Below are 22,861 nucleotides of genomic sequence, written 5' to 3' on the forward strand. Positions count from 1 at the left end.
CCCGCGCCCGTTGGCAAGGGGCCCGGGACGGCGCGTAGGGTCGCGGGGTGCGCGATACGAGTGAACTGACCGCCGCCGTCGAACGCTTCGCCGACCGGCTCCGGGCCGCCCCGCAGAGCCGCCTCCAGCGCGGCGCCGCCGCCGAGGGACTGGCCCTGGCCAGGGAGTTGTCCGTGCGCGCCCAGCGCGCCGAGGAACCGGGCCGCGAACCGCGGATCATGCCCGACGCGGGCGTCTTCACCGTCGCCGACCAGCTCGTCGTCGCCGGCCACGACCTGGCCGAGATCATGCGAACGGCCCCGGCCGGCTCCCCCGGAGGGGAACTGGACGAGGCCGTGGAACTCGTACGGAAGGCGACGGAGCGCGCGGCGCTGTAGGGGCCTGTACGGCCCTGGGGGCGCCTACAGCGAGGCGATGACGCGGTCGGCGAGGATGTAGACGTTCTCCTCGTCGGCGTCGCCGTACGAGAAGGTCAGGGCGAAGGCGCCCGAGACGCCCGAGCCGCCGAGCAGGACCGGGGTCCGGCCGGAGCGCAGGGCCTCCGCGAGGAGCTCCGCGGTCTCCCGGTGGCCCGGGGTCATACAGAGCGTGGTGCCGTCGGCGAAGACGTAGACGTCCAGGGTGCCGAGCGGACCGGGCCGCACGTCGGTGAGCGCCGTGCGGGTGTCGGCGAGCTCCTCCAGGCGGGCCACCGTCCGCTCGTGGTCCGTGACGACCGGCGTCTGCACCGGCACGAAGTCAGGGTGCGAGGGGTGCCGGCGGCGGGCCGCGGCCAGCTCCGCCGAGTCCTCGGGGTACTCGTCCAGCGCGTCCGGGCCGTCGAGCGCGGCGGCCTCCGCCTCCATGGCCTCCAGGGCCATCGCCTCCAGACCGGCGAAGTCGGCCTGGCGCGGCACGAAGAAGGCGCCGTCGTCCATCGGGCCGCCGAAGCCGCCGAGCAGCGACGGGGCGTCGGCCGCGTCGCGGGCTTCCTGCGCGGCCCAGAAGGCGCGCGCCTCGGCGAGCTCGCGCTCGCGCTCCTCGGCCAGCGCCTCCGCGACCGCGGCCCGTATCTCGGCCACCGGTGAGGCGGCCCGGGCGGCGGGCACCGTGATCCCGTGGCCGGCGGCCAGCTCGCCCCGGAGGGCGGTGACCTCCTTGCGGAGACCGCGGACGGCGTGCAGGGCAGCAGCGCCCACGGCCGTGGCAGCGGCCGTGGTCAGCAGCAGGGCAAGAGGCATGGCGCTCACTGACGTACTCCCGATTCCGAGTCGATCCCCCGACTTCCTACATCAGCTTGTCCTGGGGTGGGGCACGCTGTCAGTGCATTACGTCACGAATTGGACAGGTATTTCTGCCAGGTGTTTAGTCCCGAAACCGCTCTGACCTGGGAAAACGAACTCCCCCGGGATGTAGGTCACATCCTGGGGGAGATTCGGTCACGGCTCGGACGCGGTGCGGTTGACCCGCTCGGCCCGTGGAGAGGCGAGGCATCGCCCCCGGGCTCGGCCGACCCGGACGGATCGGCCGCCCGGCCCGGCTTCCCGGCTCAGCTCAGCCGCTCGCTCTCTCGGTCGCGCTGAGCCTCGCCACCGCTGCGGGCAGGTGCCGCCCTCGTTCCTCGGGCGACCCCTACCCTCCGCTACGGCTCAGCTCAGCCGCTCGCTCTCTCGGTCGCGCTGAGCTTCGCCACCGCTGCGGGCAGGTGCCGCCCTCGTTCCTCGGGCGACCCCTACCCTCCGCTACGGCTCAGCTCAGCCGCTCGATGACCATGGCCATGCCCTGGCCGCCGCCGACGCACATGGTCTCCAGGCCGAACTGCTTGTCGTGGAACTGGAGGCTGTTGATGAGGGTGCCGGTGATGCGGGCACCGGTCATGCCGAAGGGGTGGCCGACGGCGATGGCGCCGCCGTTGACGTTGACCTTGTCCAGGTCGAGGCCCAGCTCCTGGTAGGACGGGATGACCTGGGCGGCGAAGGCCTCGTTGATCTCGGCGAGGTCGATGTCGCCGATGGTCAGGCCGGCGCGCTTGAGGGCCTGCTTCGAGGCCTCGACCGGGCCGAGGCCCATGATCTCGGGGGAGAGGCCGGAGACGCCGGTGGAGACGATCCGGGCCAGCGGGGTCAGGCCGAGCTCGGCGGCCTTGGTGTCCGACATGATCACCAGGGCGGCGGCGCCGTCGTTCAGCGGGCAGCAGTTGGCGGCGGTGACCAGGCCGTCGGGGCGGAAGACCGGCTTGAGGCCCTGCACGCCCTCCAGGGTGACGCCGGCGCGCGGGCCGTCGTCCGTCGAGACGACGGTGCCGTCCGGCAGCGTCACGGGGGTGATCTCGCGCTCCCAGAAGCCGTTCTTGATGGCCTGCTCGGCGAGGTTCTGCGACCGGACGCCGAACTCGTCCATCTCCTGGCGGCTGATGCCCTTCAGGCGGGCCAGGTTCTCGGCGGTCTGGCCCATCGCGATGTACGCGTCCGGGACGAGGCCGTCCTGGCGCGGGTCGTGCCAGGTGGAGCCCTCGGAGGCGGCGACCTCGGCGGTACGGGCCTCGGCCTCGGCGAAGAACGGGTTGTGCGTGTCGGGCAGCGAGTCCGAGTTGCCCTTCACGAAGCGGGACACCATCTCGACACCGGCCGAGATGAAGACGTCGCCCTCGCCCGCCTTGATCGCGTGCAGCGCCATGCGGGAGGTCTGCAGCGAGGAGGAGCAGTAGCGGGTGATCGTGCAGCCCGGGAGGTGGTCCATGCCCATCCGCACGGACACGATCCGGCCCAGGTTGTTGCCCTGCTCGCCGCCCGGCAGGCCGCAGCCCAGCATCAGGTCGTCGATGTCGCGCGGGTCCAGCTCGGGCACCTTCGCCAGCGCGGCCTGGACGATGGTCGCCGTCAGGTCGTCCGGGCGCAGGTCCTTCAGGGAGCCCTTGAAGGCCCGGCCGATGGGCGAGCGGGCGGTCGAGACGATCACGGCTTCGGGCATCACGGCTCCATGAGGGTGCGGTGGGCGGACTCAAGGGAAGTTACCCGCACGTACCGCACGGGTCACCGCCCTGACGGTGTGACACGGACCTCTTTTCTAAGCGCCCGCTCAGCCCTCCGCTCCGCGCGAGGCCTGGACGTCCTCCGGGGTGGCCTCGGTCTCGGAGGGGAGGGGGAGGCGCCGGCGGCGGCGGTGCTTGAGGAGGGCCCAGGGCGCGCGGGCGCCGGTGACCTCGGTCCCGGCCTCCTTGACGGCCTCGGCCGCCGCCTTGGCGACCGGCAGGATGTTCTCGCGCCGGGCGGGTTCGAGGAGGTCCGCCTCCGGCCAGACGCCGAGGACGGCGCAGAGCGTGGGGAGGACGGCCATCGCCGCGGTGGCGTACCCCTCGGCCGACGGGTGGAAGTTGTCGACGCCGAACATCTCGCGGGGGTTCGCCGCGAACTCGGGCCCGAGCAGGTCGCCCAGCGAGACCGTGCGGCCGCCCTGCTCCACGACCACGATCGTCTGCGCGGCCGCCAGCTGCCGGGAGGCCCGCCGGGCCAGCCAGCGCAGCGGCTGGTAGACGGGCTCGATGGTGCCGAGGTCCGGGCAGGTCCCGACCACGACCTCCGCCCCGGCCGTCCGCAGCCGCCGGACCGCCGTCGCGAGGAGCCGTACCGACTCGGTGGCCGGCATCCGGTGGGTCACGTCGTTCGCGCCGATCATGATCACGCAGACGTCGGGCGGGCCCAGCGGCTGGGCGAGCAGCAGCGACACCTGGCGCTCCAGGTCGTCCGAGCGCGCCCCGGAGAGCGCCACGTTCCGCAGCACCACGGGCCGCTCCGCGACCGCCGCGAGCCCGGAGGCGAGCAGCGCGCCCGGGGTCTGACCCGTGCGGCGCACTCCCTGCCCCGCCGCCGTGGAATCACCCAGAAGGGCCAGTCGCAGGGGGCCCTCCGTGCCGAAGGCGCGGCCGTAGAGACCGTCCGCGCCGGGGGGCAGTGGCGCGGCTCCGCCCCCCACCGTCCGCTTCGCGAGCTGCATCTCGGCCAGCAGGACCCCCACCGCCGCGACACCGAGCAGCCCGATACCGCCGCCGCCGTACGCCGCACCCGCGGCGATCCGCCGCGCCACCCTCGCCCTCGACATGGGGCCGTCACCTCCTTCAAGCCGTTCAGGGTCTAAGTGCCCCGTAACCCGCTCCGACTACGCATACGCTGGCCACACCATTACGGAGACCCCGGAGATTACGGTGCAATTCCACGACTCGATGATCAGCCTCGTCGGCAACACCCCGCTGGTGAAGCTCAACAACGTCACAGCGGGCATTCAGGCAACCGTCCTGGCCAAGGTCGAGTACTTCAATCCCGGCGGCTCGGTCAAGGACCGGATCGCCCTGCGGATGATCGAGGCGGCCGAGCAGAGCGGCGAGCTCAAGCCCGGCGGCACCATCGTCGAGCCCACGTCGGGCAACACCGGCGTCGGCCTGGCGATCGTGGCCCAGCAGAAGGGCTACAAGTGCATCTTCGTCTGCCCTGACAAGGTGTCCCTGGACAAGATCAACGTGCTGCGGGCCTACGGCGCCGAGGTCGTCGTCTGCCCCACCGCCGTCGACCCCGAGCACCCCGACTCGTACTACAACGTGTCGGACCGCCTGGTCCGCGAGACGCCCGGCGCGTGGAAGCCCGACCAGTACTCCAACCCGAACAACCCGCGTTCCCACTACGAGACCACCGGTCCCGAGCTCTGGGAGCAGACGGAGGGGAAGATCACCCACTTCGTCGCGGGCGTCGGCACCGGCGGCACGATCTCCGGCACCGGCAACTACCTCAAGGAGGTCAGCGGCGGGGCCGTCAAGGTCGTCGGCGCCGACCCCGAGGGCTCGGTCTACTCCGGCGGCTCGGGCCGCCCGTACCTGGTCGAGGGCGTCGGCGAGGACTTCTGGCCGACCGCGTACGACCGGAACGTCACCGACCGGATCGTCGCGGTGTCCGACAAGGACTCCTTCCAGATGACCCGCCGCCTCGCCAAGGAGGAGGGCCTCCTCGTCGGCGGTTCCTGCGGCATGGCGGTCGTCGCCGCCCTGGAGGTCGCCAAGGAGCTCGGCCCCGACGACGTCGTGGTCGTCCTGCTGCCGGACTCCGGCCGCGGCTACATGTCGAAGATCTTCAGCGACGAGTGGATGGCCGGGCACGGCTTCCTGGAGGACACCTCCTCCGCCACCGTCGCCGACGTCCTGCGCCACAAGGAGGGCGTCATGCCCTCCCTCGTCCACATGCACCCGGACGAGACCGTCGGCCAGGCCATCGAGGTGCTGCGCGAGTACGGCGTCTCCCAGATGCCCATCGTGAAGCCCGGCGCCGGCCACCCCGACGTCATGGCCGCCGAGGTCGTCGGCTCGGTCGTCGAGCGCGAGCTGCTCGACGCCCTCTTCACCCAGCGCGCCTCCCTGGAGGACCCGCTGGAGCGCCACATGAGCGCGCCGCTGCCGCAGGTCGGCTCGGGTGAGCCGGTCGCCGACCTCATGTCCGTCCTGGGCGACGCCGCCGACGCGGCGATCGTGCTGGTCGAGGGCAAGCCGACCGGCGTCGTCAGCCGCCAGGACCTGCTGGCCTTCCTGGCCAACGGCGGCGGGAAGTAGCTCGCGGTGACGCGTGGTGGTACGTGAAACTGGTTCTTCGTACAAACGGTACGAGCGTGACACGTAACCGCAGCACCCGCTTAACACGCGTCCGGCAGATTGGTGTCCGTCGGCGTCAGGGACTTCCGGAGCGGCTCCCGGGCCTCCACGGACGCCGCGGACGCGGAGACCGGCCCTGACCCGGGCCCGTGTCCCTCGCGGGGACCGCCGTCGTCCCGCCCCCCTTCACGGGGGTGCGGCGGTCCCCGCGCCACTCCCTTCCCTTTCCCTCCCCTCACCCGCCTGCATATCCTTATGCAGAGTCATTGGCGGGTGAATGGATGAGGGGGCGGCATGAGCGACAGCCCGGCCGGTCGGCTGCAGGCGCTCTTCGAGGGGCACCGGCTGACGCCCACGCAGCGGCGGATCGCGCACTGCATGGTGCGGCGCGCCGGTGACGTGCCGTTCCTGTCCAGCGTCGAGCTCGCGGAGCTCGCCGGCGTCAGCCAGCCCTCCGTCACCCGGTTCGCCGTCGCCCTCGGCTTCGACGGATACCCGGCGCTCCGCCGCCACCTGCGGGAGGTCGCGCCTCCCGAGCCGGGCGGCGCCGAGGACGAGCAGGGCAACGAGTACCAGCAGGCCGTGCTCGCCGAGATCGAGAACCTCAAGCACCTCGCCGGACTGCTCGCCGACCCCGCGCCCGTCGAGCGGGCCGGCCGGCTGCTCGCCCGCTCCCGCCCGCTGCTCGTGCTCGGACTGCGGGCCGCCTCCTCGCAGGCGCGCGGCTTCGCCTACTTCGCCGCCAAGGTGCACCCCGACGTCCGCCTCCTCGACGAGGGCGGCTCGATGCTCACGGACCGCGTCGACGCGGCCGTGCGGGCGGGCGCCACGGCCCTGCTGTGCTTCGCGCTGCCCCGGCACCCCCGAGAGGTCGTGGAGGCCCTGGAGTACGCGCGGGCGGCCGGGCTCGCGGTCGTGACCGTCGCCGAGTCCGCGTTCGCGCCCGTCGCCGCCCACAGCGACCTGCTCATCCCGGCCGCCGTCGGCACCGGGCTCGCCTTCGACACCGCCTGCGCGCCGATGATGCTCGGCCGGGTCCTCCTGGAGGCCATGGCCGACGAGCTCCCCGACGCGCAGGCGCGCCTGGAGGAGTTCGACACGAAGGCGGCCTCGCGGGGGCTGTTCGTCGAATAGGGCGTCCGGGACGGGGCGTCGAGCAGGACGTCCGAGGTGGGGCGTCCGGGGCGGGGCGTCGGAGGCCGGGCGTCCGGGGCGGGGCCTCCGGGGCAGGACGCCGAGGAGGGCCCGTCCCGCTGATCAGCGTCGCGCCCCGACCCTGATCGGCCGGACAGGCCCTGGGCCCGTTCGGCCGGGACTCAGACGTCCAGCTCGTTCTCGATCTTCTTCAGCTGGTGGCGGGCCATCGCCAGGTTCGACCGGTTCTTGTCGAGGGCCAGGTAGAGGAACAGGCCGTTGCTGCCGCGGCCCTTCAGCAGCCGGATCAGGTGGTACTGGCTGTTGAGGGTGATGAGGATGTCCTCGATGTCCTCGTTGAGCCCCAGGAGCTCCATCGCGCGGACCTTGGCCCGGACCACGTCGGTGTTCGCCGCCGCGGCCACGTTGAGGTCGAGTTCCTTGCCGCCGCCGATCGTGCCGAGTGCCATGCCGCTGGTGTAGTCGACGAGGGCCGCGCCGATCGCGCCGTCGATGGAAGCGGCTTCCTTGAGGGAGGTCTCGGTGTTCGCCATGGTGTCGTACTTCCTTCTCGAGTGTGCTGTTCGGACGGGTCAGTTCAGGTCTTTGCGTTCCAGTGCGCCGTCGACGAGCTGCCCTATCCGGGCGCTGGACCTGCGGGCCTCCAGGTGGAGCCGCCCGACGTTGATCCGGGGCTCGGCGAGCAGGGTCAGGACGGCGGCGCCGCCCGCCGCGTACGTCGCCACGTAGCCGTTCTCGCCGCGGACGAGCAGCTCGCGGAAGCGGCCCTGGCCGGTGGAGTCGGTCAGCCGCTGTCCGACGCCGAGCGCCGCCGCCGTCAGCGCGGCCACGCTCTCCGCCTCGCCGTCCACCGTGTCGTGGGCCAGGACGAGTCCGTCGGCGCTGGCCGCGAGCGCTCCCGTCAACTGCGGCAGCCTGGCCCGCAGTCGTCTGAGCTCGCCGAGGACCTCGGCTTCAGCCGTCATGAGCTGTTTCCTTTCGGCGCGCAGGCGCAGGGCACGCCTCATCACAGGTGTGCCTCCAGGGCGTCACGGAGCCGGCGCAGCAGGGCGATGTCGGGGTCCGTGACCGGGGGGGCCGGTAAGGGCGCCGGCGGTACGGGTTCGGGTTCGGGTGCGAGCGGTGTCTCGACGAGTCCGGCGGCGGCGAGCCGCCGGACGTCGAGCAGGGTGTGGAAGGCGGGGCGGCCGAGGAGCCGCGCCAGCTCCGCCGGGGTCCGCTCCCCGTCGGCGGCGGCGAGCAGGGCGCGCTGACGCACCCCGACGCTCTGACCGGGGGCGGCGGGGCGCGGCACGACGGGGGCGGTGTCGACGGAGGCGTACGGCCAGACGGCGTCGAGGAGTTCGCGGCGGCGGACGGTCTCGCGCTCGACGGCCTCGGCGGAGACCGGACGGACGGTGCCGAACCAGTGCCCCACCCCGTACCGGAAGCGGGTGGGCCCGCTGGTGGGGGAGAGGGCGAAGAAGGCCGCGTCGAAGACGGCGCCCAGGTGGCATATCTCCAGCTCGCCGTCGTGGAGCCGGCCGCTGTCGACGAGGAAGCGGCCGACGGCCCGGTGGGCCCCGGCCCGGTCGACGGCCTCGTCCCAGCCCTCGCGGGGCAGCCGGCCGCCGGTGGTCAGGAGGACGTCGACGCCGGGGGCGGCGGGGCTCTCGGCGTGCACGACCCGGCCGTCGACGAGGTAGAGCGTGCCGTGGTCGCGGAGCAGGGCGCCGGTGGCCTTCTCGGCGGCGAGCCGGACCAGCATCGGGGAGACGGGGGTGGCGACGCTCATCCGAGGACCAGCCTCTCGGCGAGGTCGCGCAGCCGGAGGCGGGCGAGGGCGAGGTTTCCGGTGTCGCGGTCGAGCCAGAGGTGCAGGAAGACGCTGCTGTCGAAGGAGGTCTCGACGAAGCGCAGGACGTGGAAGCCGGCGCGGGTGGTGACGATCAGGTCCTCGACGGGCGGGCCCGTCGCCCCGGCGCCGTCGGCCGCGAAGCCGTCGTCCGTCACGGTGAACGAGTCGAACTCGGCCGCGGCGCGCGCGAGTTCGGCGGTCTCCGCGGCCGTCGTCTCGTGGTCTCCGGTCGGGGACGCGCCCGCCGTCCCGAGGGCGAGCCCGCTGGTCCAGTCGACCAGGGAGGCTCCGCGAGCGCCCGGCAGGGCCATGGCCTCCAGAAGGCACTCGTCGATTCCGGGCACGCGGATTCCCCTCCCGATGCGACGTGCGAACGTGTGGCAGTGACGGTGACGCTACTGAACGTTCCGGCCCCGGGGAGGCGTTCTGGCATTTTCCATCGGAACATGCCTCTGTCTGACGGAAATTGATCTGCGGGCGTCGCATCCGTCCGACCGGATCCGTGTGGCCGGATCTCGTCGGTCGGATCCGGCCGGCCGGCGTCCGCGGACCGGATCCGGTCGGTCAGAACCGGGACTCGACGGCGTTCGCGATGTCGGACAGGTCCTTCGCCAGCGCCTTGGCGACCGCCTTCGCGCCGAAGCGGGCGAGCAGCCGGGCGACGAGCCCGGGGGAGCGGCCCTGGGCGGGGCGGGCGGAGAAGGCCATCCGCAGGGTGGTGCCGCCGCTTCCGTCGGACGTCAGGGTGAGCTCCGAGACGTAGTGCATGCCGTGCGATTCGGCCACCGTGACGTACCGGTCGGGCGCCTCGCACGTGGTCACGGTCATCTCCTCCGTGGCCTCCTTGCCCAGCATCCGCCGGGTCTCGCGCCAGCGCGTGCCGACGCCGAACCCGCCCTCGGTGAGCACCTCCACCCGCTCGACGCCCGACAGGACGCGGGGCATGTCCCGCAGGTCGGTGATCGTCTCCCAGACCCGGCCGGGGGAGGCGGCGACCCGGCGCTCGACGACGACGGAGGTGGTGTCCGTACCCGTTGCAGTCATGTCCTCATCGAAGCCGGGTCGCCGGACTCCCGCTACCGGACGAGCGCGTCCGCCAGGGCCCCGCCCGCCTCGGCGACGATCTCGTCGAGCGTCTGGGGCTTCCGTACGGTCGTGAACGCCACCGCGCCCTCGCCGTCCACGGTGAAGCCGTGGATCCCCGGCCGGGGCAGGCTGTTGTACGCGTAGTGGTGGGCGAAGTAGTACGCGCCGGTGTCCGGGACGGCCACGACGTCGCCCGGGTGGAGCAGCGGCAGCGCGCGCCCGGTGGCGATCAGGTCCCCGGCGAAGCAGGCCGGGCCCGCCACGTCCTGGACGACGGCCTCGCCCGTGCGGGGGCGGCCCCCGGAGTCGTACGGCAGGACGCGCAGCGGCCAGGAGCCGGGGGCGTAGACCGTACGGGTGGCGAGCTGCACGCCCGCGTGGGTGACGGCGATGGGGCGGCCGCCGGAGGTCTTCGTGTACTCGACGCGGGCGAGGACCGTGCCGTGCTTGGCGAGCAGGGAGCGGCCGAACTCGGTGACGAGGCGGTAGCGGCCGTCGAAGAGGCCGGGAATCGTGTCGGCGAGCAGCCGGGCGTACTCCGCGTACGTCGGCGTCTCCTCGTCGGAGGCGAAGTCGACCGGCAGGCCGCCGCCGATGTCGAGGGTGTCGACCTGCTGCCGGCCGGCGGCGCGGTTGATCTCCTCGGCCAGCGCGTACGCCTCGCCGACGCCCTCGGCCATCAGGGCGAGCGGGAGGCCCTGGGAGCCGGTGTGGGTGTGCAGCCGGGTCAGCCAGGGCCGCTCCAGGAAGGCCTGGACGACGCCCTTGCGGGCGCCCTCGTCACGGAGCGCCACGCCGAACTTGGACGTGGCGGTCGCGGTCGACAGCGCGCCGATGGAACCGGCTCCGACCTGCGGGTTCACCCGGAGTCCGAGGGGTGATGCGGTGGGGGCGGAGGCGACGAGCGCGTCGAGTCTGGCCAGCTCCTGGAGGTTGTCGGCGTTGACGGCGATGCCGAGCGCGAGGGCCTGGCGGAGCTCGGCCGGGGTCTTCGCGGGCGAGTCGAGCACGGTGTGGCCGGGCGGGATCCCGGCGGCGCGGGCGAGGGCCAGCTCGCCGGGGCTGGCGACCTCGGCGCCGAGCCCCGCCTCGTACAGGAGGCGCAGGACGGGGACGAGCGGGGCGGCCTTCACGGCGAAGGCGTGCAGCACGTGGGCGTCGGTGACGGCGGCGAAGGCGCTGGTCAGGGCGGCGGCGGAGGCGCGGATGCCGGCGGTGTCGAGGAGGGCGACGACCGGTTCGGCGGGGGAGAGGAGTCCTTGGTCGACGGAGGCTCGGACGGCGAGATCTCGGCGGGAGGAGGCCATGCGGCCCATCCTCCTCCCTCTCTTCACCGGGACGGGTGAGGGCGGCCCTGTTGACTACAACTATTCAGCAAGTCAGGATGTGAATATCTGAACGACATCCGAGGAGGCACCCCCATGTCAGGACCCCGCCCCGTACGAGCAGCCCGCGGTACGGAACTGAGCGCCCTGGGATGGCAGCAGGAAGCCGCCCTCCGGATGCTCCAGAACAACCTCGACCCCGAGGTCGCCGAGCACCCCGACAAGCTCGTCGTCTACGGCGGCACCGGCAAGGCCGCCCGCGACTGGCGCTCCTTCGACGCCATGGTCCGCACCCTGCGCACCCTCAAGCAGGACGAGACGATGCTCGTCCAGTCCGGCCGCCCCGTCGGCGTCATGCAGACCCACGAGTGGGCCCCCCGCGTCCTCCTCGCCAACTCCAACCTGGTCGGCGACTGGGCGAACTGGGAGGAGTTCCGCCGCCTGGAGCACCTCGGCCTCACCATGTACGGCCAGATGACCGCCGGCTCCTGGATCTACATCGGCACCCAGGGCATCCTCCAGGGCACCTACGAGACCTTCGCCGCCGTCGCGGCCAAGAAGTTCGGCGGCACCCTGGCCGGCACGATCACCCTCACCGCCGGCCTCGGCGGCATGGGCGGCGCCCAGCCCCTCGCCGTCACCATGAACGACGGCGTCGCGATCTGCGTCGACGTCGACCCGCGCGCCATCGAGCGCCGCATCGAGCACCGCTACCTGGACGTCAGGGCCGACGACCTCGCCCACGCCCTCCAGCTGGCGACCGAGGCCCGCGACGCCCGCCGCCCGCTCTCCATCGGCCTCCTCGGCAACGCCGCCGAACTGCTCCCGCAGATGCTCGCCGAGGGCGCCCCGATCGACATCGTGACGGACCAGACCTCCGCCCACGACCCGCTCTCCTACCTCCCGATCGGCGTCGCCTTCGACGACATGGCCGACGCGGCGGCGAAGGACCCGGCCGGCTTCACCCAGCGCTCCCGCGAGTCCATGGCCAAGCACGTCGAGGCCATGGTCGGCTTCATGGACGCCGGCGCCGAGGTCTTCGACTACGGCAACTCGATCCGCGGCGAGGCCCGGCTCGCCGGCTACGACCGCGCCTTCGCCTTCCCCGGCTTCGTCCCCGCCTACATCCGCCCCCTGTTCTGCGAGGGCAAGGGCCCCTTCCGCTGGGCCGCCCTCTCCGGCGAGGCCTCGGACATCCACAAGACGGACAAGGCGATCCTCGACCTCTTCCCGGAGAACGAGTCCCTCCACCGCTGGATCAAGATGGCCGGCGAGCGCGTCCACTTCCAGGGCCTGCCCGCCCGCATCTGCTGGCTCGGCCAGGGCGAGCGCGACAAGGCCGGCGACATGTTCAACGACATGGTCGCCGACGGCACCCTCGCCGCGCCCCTCGCGATCGGCCGCGACCACCTCGACTGCGGCTCCGTCGCCTCCCCGTACCGCGAGACCGAGGCCATGCTCGACGGCTCCGACGCGATCGCCGACTGGCCGCTGCTCAACGCCATGGTCAACGTCGCCTCCGGCGCCTCCTGGGTCTCCATCCACCACGGCGGCGGCGTCGGCATGGGCCGCTCCATCCACGCCGGCCAGGTCTCGGTAGCGGACGGCACCAAGCTCGCCGGCGAGAAGATCCGCCGCGTCCTGACCAACGACCCCGGCATGGGCGTCATCCGCCACGTCGACGCGGGCTACGACATCGCCGAGCGCGTCGCCGACGAGAAGGGCGTCCGCGTCCCGATGCGCGAGGGTGACTCCGCGTGACCTCGTCCCACGACGCCGCCGAGGCGCCCCGCGGCTCCGCCCGGGCCGCCTCGGCGGGGCGGGGGAACTCCCCCTCGTTCCACGCCATGTGGTCCAGCCTCCACGGAATCGGCCGCAACACGGCCACCGGCGGCTACCGCCGCTACGCGTGGACCCAGGCCGACGCCGACTGCCGCCTCTGGTTCCGCATGCAGGCCGAGGCCCGCCGCCTCGACGTCGAGACCGACCGCAACGGCAACCAGTGGGCCTGGCTCGGCGACCTCACGGCCGGCGACGCCGTCGTCACCGGCTCCCACCTGGACTCCGTCCCCGACGGCGGCGCCTTCGACGGCCCGCTCGGCGTCGTCTCCTCCTTCGCCGCGCTCGACGAACTCCGCTCCCGCGGCGTCTCGTTCAAGCGGCCCCTCGCCATCGTCAACTTCGGCGACGAGGAAGGCGCCCGCTTCGGCCTCGCCTGCGTCGGCTCCCGCCTCACCGCCGGCCGGCTGACGAAGGAGCAGGCGTACGAGCTCCGCGACGCCGACGGCGTCTCCCTCCCCCAGGCCATGGAGGCGGCCGGATACGACCCCGCGGGGATCGGACCCGACCCCGAGCGGCTCGCCCGCATCGGCGCCTTCGTCGAGCTGCACGTCGAGCAGGGACGGGCCCTCGACCTCTCCGGCGACGCCGTCGGCATCGCCTCCGCGATCTGGCCCCACGGCCGCTGGCGGTACGACTTCGCCGGCGAGGCCAACCACGCGGGCACCACCCGTCTCGTCGACCGGCGCGACCCCATGCTCACCTACGCGGAGACGGTCCTCGCCGCCCGCCGCGAGGCCGAACTCGCGGGCGCCGTCGCCACCTTCGGCAAGATCGCGGTCGAGCCCAACGGCGTCAACGCCATCCCCTCGATGGTCCGCGGCTGGCTCGACGCCCGCGCCGCCGACCAGGGCTCCCTCGACAAGGTCGTCACCGGCATCGAGGCGGAGGCCCGCGCCTACGCCGAACGCCACGGCATCGACCTCACCGTCGTCCGCGAGTCCTTCACCCCCGTCGTGGACTTCTCGCACACCCTGCGCGACGAGCTCTCCCGGATCCTGGGCACCTCCGGCGAGGTGCCGGTCCTCGGCACGGGCGCGGGACACGACGCGGGCATCCTGTCCGAGTCGATCCCGACCGCCATGATGTTCGTACGGAACCCCACCGGCGTCTCCCACTCCCCGGCCGAACACGCGGCCGAGGACGACTGCGTGGCCGGGGTCCTCGCACTCGCCGACGTACTGGAGGAGCTGGCGTGCCGCTGACGACGTACTGGCTGGAGCATGCCTGGCTCGACACCCACGTCGAGCCGGGCGTGGCCCTGACCGTGTCCATCGGCGGATCCGCCGGGGGCTCCCCCGAAGGCCGCATCGAGGACGTGCGCACGGGGGTGGCGACCCCGCCCCCCGGCGCCGTCGCACTCCACGGCCTCACCGTTCCGGGCCTCTCCAACGCCCACTCGCACGCCTTCCACCGCGCCCTGCGCGGCACGGTCCAGGTCGGCTCCGGCACGTTCTGGACCTGGCGCGAGGTCATGTACACCGTCGCCCAGCGCCTCACCCCCGACAGCTACTTCGCGCTCGCCCGCGCGGTGTACGCGGAGATGGCCCTCGCCGGCATCACCTCCGTCGGCGAGTTCCACTACCTCCACCACGCGCCCGGCGGCACCCCGTACGCCGACCCCAACGCGATGGGCGAGGCCCTGATCGCGGCGGCGGCCGAGGCCGGCATCCGCATCACCCTCCTCGACACCGCCTACCTCTCGGCCGGCTTCGGCGCCGCCCCCGAGCACCACCAGCTCCGCTTCACCGACGGCACGGCGGAGAAGTGGGCCGAGCGGGTCTCGGCCCTCAAGGAGCGCGAGGGCGTCCGGATCGGCGCGGCGATCCACTCCGTACGAGCCGTCCCGGCGGACCAGCTGTCCACCGTGGCCCGCTGGGCCCAGGACCGGCGGGCCCCCCTCCACGTCCACCTCTCGGAGCAGACGGCGGAGAACGACGCCTGCCAGGCGGCCCACGGCATGACGCCGACCCAGCTGCTGGCCGAACACGGCGTCCTCGGCGCGCGCACGACGGGCGTCCACAACACCCACATGACGGACACGGACATCGCCCTCATCGGCTCCACGTCCACCGGCACCTGCATGTGCCCGACGACCGAACGCGACCTCGCGGACGGCATCGGCCCCGCGGTCGCCCTCCAGCGCGCCGGCTCCCCGCTCTCCCTCGGCAGCGACAGCCACGCCGTCGTCGACCTCCTGGAGGAGGCGCGGGCCATGGAGCTGAACGAGCGCCTGCGCACCCGCACCCGCGGCCACTGGACCGCCGCCGCGCTCCTGCGGGCCGCGACGGCGGACGGCCACGCCGCCCTCGGCTGGCAGGACGCCGGAGTCCTGGAGCAGGGCGCCCTCGCCGACTTCGCCACCATCGCCCTCGACACCGTCCGCACCGCCGGCCCCGTACCCCGCCTCGCCGCCGAGACCGCCGTCTTCGCCGCGACCGCCTCGGACGTCCGGCACGTGGTCGTCGGAGGCCGGCACATCGTCCGGGACGGCTTCCACACCTCCGTCCCCGACGTCGGCAAGGCCCTCGCCGACTCCATCGCCACGCTGAGGAGCTGAGGCCGCCTCCCCGGGTCGTGGGCAGTCGTTCCGCAGCGCGGAACGGGTGGGCACGACCCGGGCCACCGGCCCGCACCCGCCCCGCCCGCCCCCACCGGAGAGCAACCATGACGACCACGGTCATCACGAACATCGGCAGCCTGGTCACCAACGACCCGGCCCTCGGCGAGGGCCCCCTCGGCCTGCTCGCGGACGCGGCACTGGTCCTCGACGGCGAGACCGTCGCCTGGGCGGGCCCGGCCGCCGCCGCCCCCGCCGCCGACCACCGCGTCGACGCGGCCGGCCGCGCCGTCGTCCCCGGCTTCGTCGACTCCCACTCCCACCTCGTCTTCGCGGGCGACCGCACCGCCGAGTTCAACGCCCGCATGTCCGGCCAGGCGTACAAGGCCGGCGGCATCCGCACGACGGTGGCGGCGACGCGCGCGGCCTCGGACGCGGAACTCTCCGCCAACGTGGCCCGCTACCTCCGCGAGGCCCTCGCCCAGGGCACCACCACCTTCGAGACCAAGTCCGGCTACGGCCTGACCGTCGAGGACGAGGCCCGCGCCCTGCGCATCGCGGCCGAGCACACCGACGAGGTCACCTACCTCGGCGCGCACATCGTCTCCCCGGACTACGCGGACGACCCGGCGGGGTACGTGGACCTCGTCACCGGCCCGATGCTCGACGCCTGCGCCCCGTACGCCCGCTGGGTCGACGTCTTCTGCGAGAAGGGCGCCTTCGACGGCGACCAGGCCCGCGCCGTCCTCACCGCCGGCAAGGCGAAGGGCCTCCACCCCCGGGTGCACGCCAACCAGCTCTCGTACGGCCCCGGCGTCCAGCTGGCGGTGGAGCTCGACGCGGCGAGCGCGGACCACTGCACCCACCTGACGGACGCGGACGTCGACGCGCTCGCCTCCGGGAACACGGTTGCCACGCTCCTCCCCGGGGCCGAGTTCTCCACCCGCGCCGAGTGGCCGGACGCCCGCCGCCTCCTGGACGCGGGCGTCACCGTCGCCCTGTCCACGGACTGCAACCCGGGCTCCTCCTTCACCTCGTCCGTCCCCTTCTGCATCGCCCTCGCCGTACGGGACATGGGCATGACCCCCGACGAGGCCCTCTGGTCCGCCACCGCCGGCGGCGCCGCCGCCCTGCGCCGCACCGACGTCGGCCGCCTGACGGTCGGCAGCCGGGCCGACCTGACCTTCCTGGACGCCCCGTCCCACGTCCACCTGGCCTACCGGCCGGGCGTCCCCCTGGTCACGGAGGTCTGGCGCAAGGGCGTCCGCGCCGTCTGAGCACCGCAGCCGAGCGGCCCCTTCGAGGCCCGACCGCCCCGCCCCACCGCCGTCAGCGGAACTCGTGGGTCACCTCGATCTCGCCGACGATGTGCCCGTTGAAGCCGTCGAGGTCCTCCGCGGGAACCCAGAGCTCCCGGATGGTGCGGCCGAGGGCGGCGGAGACGCCGGTGGACAGCATGAGGGCGTAGGCGTTGCGGAACATCGAGCCCTCGCCGGAGCCGTCCTCGCCGGTACCGCCGGCCGGGTGTGGGGGAGGGGTCGGTGAACGCCTCGCCCGCGTAGCTGTCGAGCGGCGGGTCGTAGAGGTAGCCGGTGGTGATCCGGTGCCGGGCGAGGGCGGCGGTCGCGGCGTCCCGGTCGTCGACCAGCAGCGGCACCCGGAACAGTGGCTGCGCGGGCTCGCCGGACGCCGTCCCGTACTCGCCGGACAGGAGGAGGGCCGTGCCCTCGCGGTGGGCGGCGAGGACGCCGTCGAGGCGGGCCAGTCGGCGGGCGGTGCGGCGCGGCCGGCCGGGGCCGGGCCGGAGGCGGTAGTCGTGCATGTCGACCCGGACCCAGGAGTGGAAGGGGTCGAGGGCGGGCGCGGCCGGCAGGGCGCGGGCCAGTTCGCCGGCGCGCAGCGGCATCCGGATCTCCTCCCGCTCCTCCAGGCCGAGCAGCCGCACGGCCGCCCGCGCGGCCTTGACCAGGCGCAGGCCGCGTACGGTGGCCTCGGCGTACGGCCGTACCAGGTAGGCGAGTTCGGCGGTGGCGCGGGTCGGGTGGAGCAACGCGTCGCGGGCGGCGGCGAGTTCCTCGCGCAGGGCCGGGTCGGCGAGGGTGAGGAAGCCGCCGGTCCTGGCGGCGGTGTGCTTCGAGAGGCTGAAGACGGACGCCTCGCCGTACGTGCCGACCGGGCGCCCGCCGACGGTGGAGCCGATCGCGTGGGCCGCGTCCTCGATCAGCGGGATGCCGAGCCGGTCGCAGTGGGCGCGCAGTGCGGGTGCCGGGTCCGGGTTCCCGTACAGGTTGGTGGTGAGGACGGCGGAGAGCCCCTGCCAGACGGACTCGGGGACCGCCGCCGTGTCGATCGACCCGTCCCGGGGGTCGAGCGGTGCCTGCACCGGGCGGAGGCCGGCGGCGAGGGCGACGAAGAAGATGACGTCGTCGTTGACGGGTGACATCAGCACCCGGCCGCCGGGTGCGCACCACCGGCGCAGTGCGAGGTAGAGGCCGAAGCGGCACGACGGCACGTAGAGGCATTCCCTGCCCCCGAGCCGGTCGCGCATGCGCTCTTCCAGTTCCGCGTAAGCAGACATCCTGTGATTCCCCCTGAACCCCGGGCTCAATGTCGCCCCATTCGGACGGCACGTCAACAAGACCCCGTGGTGTTGTGGCCGGCGGGGTCCGCCGTGGTGCGACCGGTCGTGCGGAAGGGCCCGTCCGTGGTCGGCAGACCGTGAACGGGCCCTTTCCGGGGCCATTTTGGCGGCTCGGGGGAGCCGGTGGGGGTCATTCCTCCAGAGTGAGGCCCCGGCGCAGCCGGGCGAGGGTGCGGGAGAGCAGCCGGGACACGTGCATCTGGGAGATGCCGAGTTCCTCGCCGATCTCCGACTGCGTCAGCCCGGAGACGAAGCGGAGGGAGAGGATCTGCCGTTCGCGTTCGGGCAGCGAGGCGATCATCGGCTTGAGGGAGGCGATGTACTCGATCCCGGTCAGGCCGTGGTCCTCGTAGCCGAGCCGGTCGGCGAGCGCGGCCTCGCCGCCTCCGCCGTCCTCCTCCTCGGGCTGCGCGTCGAGCGAGGCCGCGGTGTACGCGTTGCTCGCCGTCATGCCCTCGATGACCTCCTCGGGGGAGATGCCGAGCGCCTCGGCGAGCTCGGCCGGCGTCGGGGCGCGGTCGAGGCGCTGGGCGAGTTCGTCGCCGACCCTGGCGAGGTCGAGCCGGAGCTCCTGGAGCCGGCGGGGCACGTGGACGGACCACGAGGTGTCGCGGAAGAAGCGCTTGATCTCGCCGATGATCGTCGGCATGGCGAAGGTGGGGAACTCGACGCCGCGGGCCAGTTCGAAGCGGTCGATCGCCTTGATGAGGCCGATGGTGCCGACCTGGACGATGTCCTCCATCGGTTCGCTGCGGGTGCCGTAGCGGGCGGCGGCGAACCTGACGAGGGCCAGGTTGAGTTCGACCAGCGTGTTGCGGACGTACGCGTGGTCGTGGGTGCCCTCTTCGAGCTCGGCGAGCCGGGCGAAGAGCTGCTTCGACAGGGCGCGCGAGTCGACCGGTCCGATCCGGTCGAGCGGGACGCCGGGGGGTACGTCGAGGGACAGGGGGCGGGGGAGTGTTGCCGACGGCGCGTCGGGGGTACGCGGGGCGTCGAGCCGGGGTGACATGGGTCTCCTTCGTCGGGGTGTCTGCTGCGGTTTGCGGCGCCTCCGAAGCCGGTCGTGTCGGGTGTTCTCTTCTAGCCCTACCTGCTCGAAGGTGATCGTTGCAAGTGCCAATAATCCGTTTCGTACCGATATGTGGGAGCCCATGTGTGCAAGGAAGGGCGCGTCGCTTGTAGTGTTCGACGCACGTCAGTCGGCATCCGCGAGAGCGAGAAGAGGCACGGCCATGGACCGCCAGCACATCGGCAGCGCGCAGCCCGCACGGCTGCGTGTCGAGGTCCGGACCGTCGACGGCGCGAGCGCACTCGTCACTCCGGTGGGTGAACTCGACCACCACACCGCGGACCTGCTGCGCGTCCCGCTGGACGACGCGCTCGACGCGGGCCGCTCCCGGCTCGTCGTCGACTGCTCGGGTCTGGAGTTCTGCGACTCGACCGGGCTCAACGTGCTGCTCGGCGCCCGGCTGCGGGCCGACGCGGCCGGCGGCGGGGTCCATCTGGTGGCGATGCGGCCCCCGGTGGCCAGGGTGTTCCACATCACGGGCGCGGAAGCCGTCTTCACCGTCCACGAGACGCTCGCCACGGCGCTCCCCGGCTGAGACCCCCGTCACCCCCGGCGCCACCCGCACGTCCCGCCCCTCTGTCTCGTCCCTCTGTCTCGTCAATCGGTGAGGTGAAGCGCTGATGGACCACGATTCCGACGTCCGTACGCTCGCCCTCGGCGAGACCAGCGGCACCGTGCCGCTCGCCCGTGACTTCACGCGCACGGCGCTCCAGGAGTGGGGCTGGCTGCCCGCCGCCACCGCCGACCGCAGGGCCGCCGCCGAGGACGTCCTGCTGGTCGTCTCCGAACTCGTCACCAACGCCTGCCTGCACGCCGAAGGGCCCGAGCAGCTGCGCGTCCTGCGCCTGGCCACCGCCCTGCGCCTCGAAGTCACCGACCGGGGTGCCGGACAGCCCGCGCCGCGCACCCCGCACCGCTCCGGCCGCCCCGGCGGCCACGGCATGTTCATCGTGCAGCGGCTCTGTCTCGACTGGGGCATCGACCGGACCCCCGGCTCCCCCGGCAAGACCGTCTGGGCCGAACTCGCCGCCCCCCTGTAGGACCTTCACCTTCTCTCTTCCTTCGCGCTTCTTCCCTCCGTACGGCCTCAGGCGTACCTTGACGCCCAATCTGAAAGACCGTCAGTTACGTTGCGGTGAGGGGTGCTCGGGGTGTCCAAGGTGCCGAACCGGAGGAGAACGACCGCCGCGCTCACCGCGGCGGCCGCGATGACGGGCGCGGCCGTACTGGCCTCTGCCCCGGCCGCGCAGGCGGCCGTCGTCGACGTCGACTACGCGTGCGAGACGAAGATCGGGCCGAAGAGCGCCGTCTCGCCCGTCGACATCAAGGCCGTCAAGAGCGGCAACGGCTACACGATCACCATGTCGTTCGAGAAGGGCGTCTCCGACAGCCCCATCGAACTCCCCAAGGGCGTCATGACCCCCCGGGCCGAACTCGTCCTCGGCGGCGCCGCCACCGGCACCGTCAAGGTCAAGGGCACGCCGAACACGGCCGCCATCCCGCCCGACACCCCCATCGCCATCGGCACGCTCACCGGCACCTTCACGCCGAAGAAGAACGGCAAGGTCACCTTCACCGCCGGCACGCTGATCGTGCACGCGCTCGGCATGGACGCGGCCACCTGCACCCCGAAGAACAGCCCCGAGCCGTCGCTCGAACTCCAGGTCACGGGAGCCTCGGGCGCCGCCGACACCCCGCCGCCCGCCGACGACGGCTCCGGGGAGGAGCTGCCCAGAACCGGCCCGCTCGACTCCGCCGTGGCCCTCGGCACCCTCGGCGGCACCGTCCTGCTGACCGGCGCCGCCGGAGTCCTCTGGCTCACGCGGCGCACGGCACGCTGATGCGGGCGGCGGCGCGCTCCGGGCTCGTCGCCGCCGCGACCGCCCTCGTCGGCGCGGTCGCGGCGGCGCCCCCCGCGACCCAGGGCTGGACGGCGGCGCCCGCCGCCGGACGGCCGTACGCCTATCTGGAAGGCCCCGCCGGCAGCGTCCTCCAGGACACCCTGTCGGTGACCAACCCGGGCGCCCGGCCGCTCACCGTCCGCCTCACCGGGCAGGGCGCGCCGGTGGCCTTCGCCGCGCGGACCGTGACCGTGCCGGCCAGGACCAGGGCGGACGTGCCGTTCGCCGTGACCGTCACCGCCGACACCCCGCCCGGCGAACACCGCGGGACCGTGCGCGCCACGGCCGCCGGCCGCGAGGTACGGGTGGACCTCCGGCTGCGGGTGAACGGCCCCCGGCTGGCCGCGCTCACCGTCGAGGACGTCCGCGTCCACGCCGGCACCCTCCACTACACCCTGGTCAACCGGGGCACCACGGTCCTCGCCCCGACCCTCGCGGTCCGCGCCGAAGGCCTCCTCGGCACGGTCCTCGACCGGCCAGGCCGCCCCCTGCCGCTCACCCTCAGGCCCGGCGAGCGGGCCGTCCGCACCGAACCCTGGCCCGACCCGCCCGCCCTCGACTCCGTCACCGTCCGGCTGACCGCCACCGCCCCCGGCGCCGCTCCCGCCACGGCCCGCGCCGAGGCGGCCTTCGCCTCGGGCCCCGCCCTCGCCACCGTGGCCGGAGCGCTCCTCGGCGCGGGCGGCGGCGCGTGGACGGTACGGCGGCGACGGGGGACCCGTACCGAGCGAGCCCCGCAGGGAGCGACACCATGAGGACGATCCGAACGGCCGCCGCCCTGCTGGCGGTCCTCGCCCTGGCGCTGCTGCCCGCGGCCCCCGCGGCGGCCGCCCCCGGGCCGGCCGTCGAGCTCTCGCGGGCCGAGGGAGGCAAGGGCGGCGAGATCACCGTCAGCGGCAGCGGCTGGAAGCCCGGCGCGCTGCTCATGCTCCTGATCTGCGGCCAGGCCGCCCCCGGCAAGGGCGTCATCGGCGGCACCAACTCCTGCGCCAACACCGACGGCCGGGCCGCCACCGTCGACGCCAGGGGCGCGTTCAGCGCGAAGCTCCCGGTCGCCGAACCGCCCAAGCCCTGCCCCTGCGTGGTGCACGTCGCCGGCGTGACCGGGCAACAGGACGCCGTCGACCGGGAGTTCACCGTCGCCGGACACCCCACCGCGCCGCTCCCCGAGCCCTCCGGCGGCGGCCGGCTCGCCGTCCTCGCCGCCGTGCGCCTCGACGGCTCCAGCGGCCTCCTGGTCTGGTTCGGGGCGCCCCCGCGCCGGGACGTCGTCTTCACCGTCGGCAACCTCGGCTCCGCCCCCGTCCGCGACCCCGTCTTCGAAGTCGGCACCAGCCACGGCGTGTTCGCCCCGCAGTACGAGGAACGCCGGTGGCGCGGCACGATCGCGCCCGGCGCGAAGGCCGTCGTGCGCCTCCCGGCCGAACTGACGGCCGGCGCCCACGGCGACTACCAGGTCTCCGTGCGGTACGCGGGCAAGGTCCTGGTCGAGCAGCCCTGGGGGGTCGGCCGCCCCTGGGGCGTGACGCTCTTCTGGGCGCTGCTCGCCGTGGTCGTACCGGCGGCGCTGTTCCGGACCGGGATGGCCGTGGTGGACAAGGTCCGCCCGCCGGCCGGGCCCGCCGGGACGCCCGCCCGCCCCCGCCGGACCCGGACCCGGCCGGCGACCCGGATCCGGCCGGCGATCCGGACCCGTGCTTCCGTCCCCACCGCCCCCGCACCGGGCACCCCGGGAGACGGCGAACCGACCACGGTCCTGCCGTGGTTCAGCCCTGACTCCGCACCGTCAGCGCCAGAGAGCAGCAGCCCGACGACGAAGGGACAGGTGTGAGTACGCAAC

At 73.6% G+C, this 22,861-nt stretch carries 23 protein-coding genes; 12 read left to right on the forward strand and 11 right to left on the reverse strand.

Annotated elements, in window-relative coordinates; genetic code table 11:
- The first annotated feature begins 47 nt into the window (after positions 1 to 47).
- Complete coding sequence (locus AC067A_RS20390; RefSeq protein WP_479243876.1) at positions 48 to 377, forward strand: hypothetical protein; 330 nt, start codon at positions 48 to 50, stop codon at positions 375 to 377.
- A gap of 24 nt (positions 378 to 401) precedes the next feature.
- On the opposite strand, the gene AC067A_RS20395 is transcribed toward AC067A_RS20390, so the two are convergent.
- The 3 genes from AC067A_RS20395 to AC067A_RS20405 all read right to left on the reverse strand — a co-directional run bounded on the left by AC067A_RS20395 (position 402) and on the right by AC067A_RS20405 (position 4,077).
- The gene (locus AC067A_RS20395; protein ID WP_479243877.1) at positions 402 to 1,229 is read right to left on the reverse strand and encodes a hypothetical protein; all 828 of its coding nucleotides are present in this window, start codon (positions 1,227 to 1,229) and stop codon (positions 402 to 404) included.
- A 499-nt stretch (positions 1,230 to 1,728) separates the two neighbouring features.
- On the reverse strand, positions 1,729 to 2,949 hold the full coding sequence (locus tag AC067A_RS20400) for an acetyl-CoA C-acetyltransferase (protein ID WP_479243878.1): 1,221 nt from the start codon (positions 2,947 to 2,949) through the stop codon (positions 1,729 to 1,731).
- A 108-nt stretch (positions 2,950 to 3,057) separates the two neighbouring features.
- Positions 3,058 to 4,077, reverse strand: coding sequence for an SGNH/GDSL hydrolase family protein (locus tag AC067A_RS20405; protein WP_479243879.1), 1,020 nt, complete (start codon positions 4,075 to 4,077; stop codon positions 3,058 to 3,060).
- 103 nt (positions 4,078 to 4,180) lie between these two features.
- Between AC067A_RS20405 and AC067A_RS20410 the strand changes: the two genes are divergently transcribed.
- Both AC067A_RS20410 and AC067A_RS20415 read left to right on the forward strand, forming a co-directional pair.
- Entirely contained in the window at positions 4,181 to 5,569 is a 1,389-nt protein-coding gene (locus AC067A_RS20410) for a cystathionine beta-synthase (protein WP_479243880.1), read from the forward strand.
- Between the two features lie 333 nt (positions 5,570 to 5,902).
- Positions 5,903 to 6,742: a MurR/RpiR family transcriptional regulator gene (locus tag AC067A_RS20415; protein ID WP_479243881.1), complete on the forward strand. Its 840-nt coding sequence runs from the start codon at positions 5,903 to 5,905 to the stop codon at positions 6,740 to 6,742.
- A 182-nt stretch (positions 6,743 to 6,924) separates the two neighbouring features.
- Here AC067A_RS20415 and AC067A_RS20420 read toward each other — a convergent pair whose 3' ends face one another.
- The 6 genes from AC067A_RS20420 to AC067A_RS20445 form a co-directional block, all read right to left on the reverse strand.
- Positions 6,925 to 7,296 carry a hypothetical protein gene (locus AC067A_RS20420; RefSeq protein ID WP_479243882.1) on the reverse strand — a complete coding sequence of 124 codons (372 nt, stop codon included), beginning with the start codon at positions 7,294 to 7,296 and terminating at the stop codon, positions 6,925 to 6,927.
- A gap of 39 nt (positions 7,297 to 7,335) precedes the next feature.
- Positions 7,336 to 7,728, reverse strand: a complete 393-nt coding sequence (locus AC067A_RS20425) for a roadblock/LC7 domain-containing protein (protein ID WP_479243883.1) — start codon at positions 7,726 to 7,728, stop codon at positions 7,336 to 7,338.
- Between the two features lie 41 nt (positions 7,729 to 7,769).
- Complete coding sequence (locus tag AC067A_RS20430; protein ID WP_479243884.1) at positions 7,770 to 8,537, reverse strand: transcriptional regulator; 768 nt, start codon at positions 8,535 to 8,537, stop codon at positions 7,770 to 7,772.
- Positions 8,534 to 8,944 (reverse strand): hypothetical protein, encoded by a 411-nt coding sequence (locus tag AC067A_RS20435; RefSeq protein WP_479243885.1) that lies wholly within the window; start codon positions 8,942 to 8,944, stop codon positions 8,534 to 8,536. The genes AC067A_RS20430 and AC067A_RS20435 overlap by 4 nt, the downstream gene beginning before the upstream one ends.
- Positions 8,945 to 9,164: 220 nt before the next feature.
- Positions 9,165 to 9,644 (reverse strand): SRPBCC family protein, encoded by a 480-nt coding sequence (locus AC067A_RS20440; protein ID WP_479243886.1) that lies wholly within the window; start codon positions 9,642 to 9,644, stop codon positions 9,165 to 9,167.
- A gap of 32 nt (positions 9,645 to 9,676) precedes the next feature.
- Complete coding sequence (locus AC067A_RS20445) at positions 9,677 to 11,002, reverse strand: type III PLP-dependent enzyme domain-containing protein (RefSeq protein ID WP_479243887.1); 1,326 nt, start codon at positions 11,000 to 11,002, stop codon at positions 9,677 to 9,679.
- 105 nt (positions 11,003 to 11,107) lie between these two features.
- Between AC067A_RS20445 and hutU the strand changes: the two genes are divergently transcribed.
- From hutU to hutI, 4 genes are all read left to right on the forward strand, one after another.
- Positions 11,108 to 12,772 carry a urocanate hydratase gene (gene hutU / locus AC067A_RS20450; RefSeq protein ID WP_479243888.1) on the forward strand — a complete coding sequence of 555 codons (1,665 nt, stop codon included), beginning with the start codon at positions 11,108 to 11,110 and terminating at the stop codon, positions 12,770 to 12,772.
- 86 nt (positions 12,773 to 12,858) lie between these two features.
- Positions 12,859 to 14,055: an allantoate amidohydrolase gene (locus AC067A_RS20455; RefSeq protein WP_479243919.1), complete on the forward strand. Its 1,197-nt coding sequence runs from the start codon at positions 12,859 to 12,861 to the stop codon at positions 14,053 to 14,055.
- A complete protein-coding gene (locus AC067A_RS20460) occupies positions 14,046 to 15,410 on the forward strand; it encodes a formimidoylglutamate deiminase (protein ID WP_479243889.1) in 1,365 nt (454 codons plus the stop codon). The genes AC067A_RS20455 and AC067A_RS20460 overlap by 10 nt, the downstream gene beginning before the upstream one ends.
- Before the next feature lie 107 nt (positions 15,411 to 15,517).
- Positions 15,518 to 16,687, forward strand: a complete 1,170-nt coding sequence (gene hutI / locus AC067A_RS20465; RefSeq protein WP_479243890.1) for an imidazolonepropionase — start codon at positions 15,518 to 15,520, stop codon at positions 16,685 to 16,687.
- Here the strand turns inward: hutI and AC067A_RS20470 are convergent.
- Entirely contained in the window at positions 16,627 to 17,988 is a 1,362-nt protein-coding gene (locus tag AC067A_RS20470; RefSeq protein WP_479243891.1) for a DegT/DnrJ/EryC1/StrS family aminotransferase, read from the reverse strand. The two genes, hutI and AC067A_RS20470, sit on opposite strands and share 61 nt — an antisense overlap.
- 193 nt (positions 17,989 to 18,181) lie before the next feature.
- The gene (locus tag AC067A_RS20475; RefSeq protein ID WP_479243892.1) at positions 18,182 to 19,060 is read right to left on the reverse strand and encodes an RNA polymerase sigma factor SigF; all 879 of its coding nucleotides are present in this window, start codon (positions 19,058 to 19,060) and stop codon (positions 18,182 to 18,184) included.
- A gap of 223 nt (positions 19,061 to 19,283) precedes the next feature.
- Here AC067A_RS20475 and AC067A_RS20480 point away from each other — a divergent pair, with 223 nt between their 5' ends.
- From AC067A_RS20480 to AC067A_RS20500, 5 genes are all read left to right on the forward strand, one after another.
- Positions 19,284 to 19,655 (forward strand): STAS domain-containing protein, encoded by a 372-nt coding sequence (locus tag AC067A_RS20480; RefSeq protein ID WP_479243893.1) that lies wholly within the window; start codon positions 19,284 to 19,286, stop codon positions 19,653 to 19,655.
- 85 nt (positions 19,656 to 19,740) lie between these two features.
- The gene (locus tag AC067A_RS20485; RefSeq protein ID WP_479243894.1) at positions 19,741 to 20,160 is read left to right on the forward strand and encodes an ATP-binding protein; all 420 of its coding nucleotides are present in this window, start codon (positions 19,741 to 19,743) and stop codon (positions 20,158 to 20,160) included.
- A 120-nt stretch (positions 20,161 to 20,280) separates the two neighbouring features.
- Positions 20,281 to 20,961, forward strand: coding sequence for a peptidase (locus AC067A_RS20490; RefSeq protein WP_479243920.1), 681 nt, complete (start codon positions 20,281 to 20,283; stop codon positions 20,959 to 20,961).
- The gene (locus AC067A_RS20495; RefSeq protein WP_479243895.1) at positions 20,961 to 21,776 is read left to right on the forward strand and encodes a hypothetical protein; all 816 of its coding nucleotides are present in this window, start codon (positions 20,961 to 20,963) and stop codon (positions 21,774 to 21,776) included. The genes AC067A_RS20490 and AC067A_RS20495 overlap by 1 nt, the downstream gene beginning before the upstream one ends.
- Positions 21,773 to 22,852, forward strand: coding sequence for a hypothetical protein (locus tag AC067A_RS20500; RefSeq protein WP_479243896.1), 1,080 nt, complete (start codon positions 21,773 to 21,775; stop codon positions 22,850 to 22,852). Before AC067A_RS20495 ends, AC067A_RS20500 begins: the two co-directional genes overlap by 4 nt.
- The last annotated feature ends 9 nt before the right edge of the window (positions 22,853 to 22,861 follow it).

The sequence above is a fragment of the Streptomyces sp. NPDC043176 genome, from assembly GCF_056436715.1.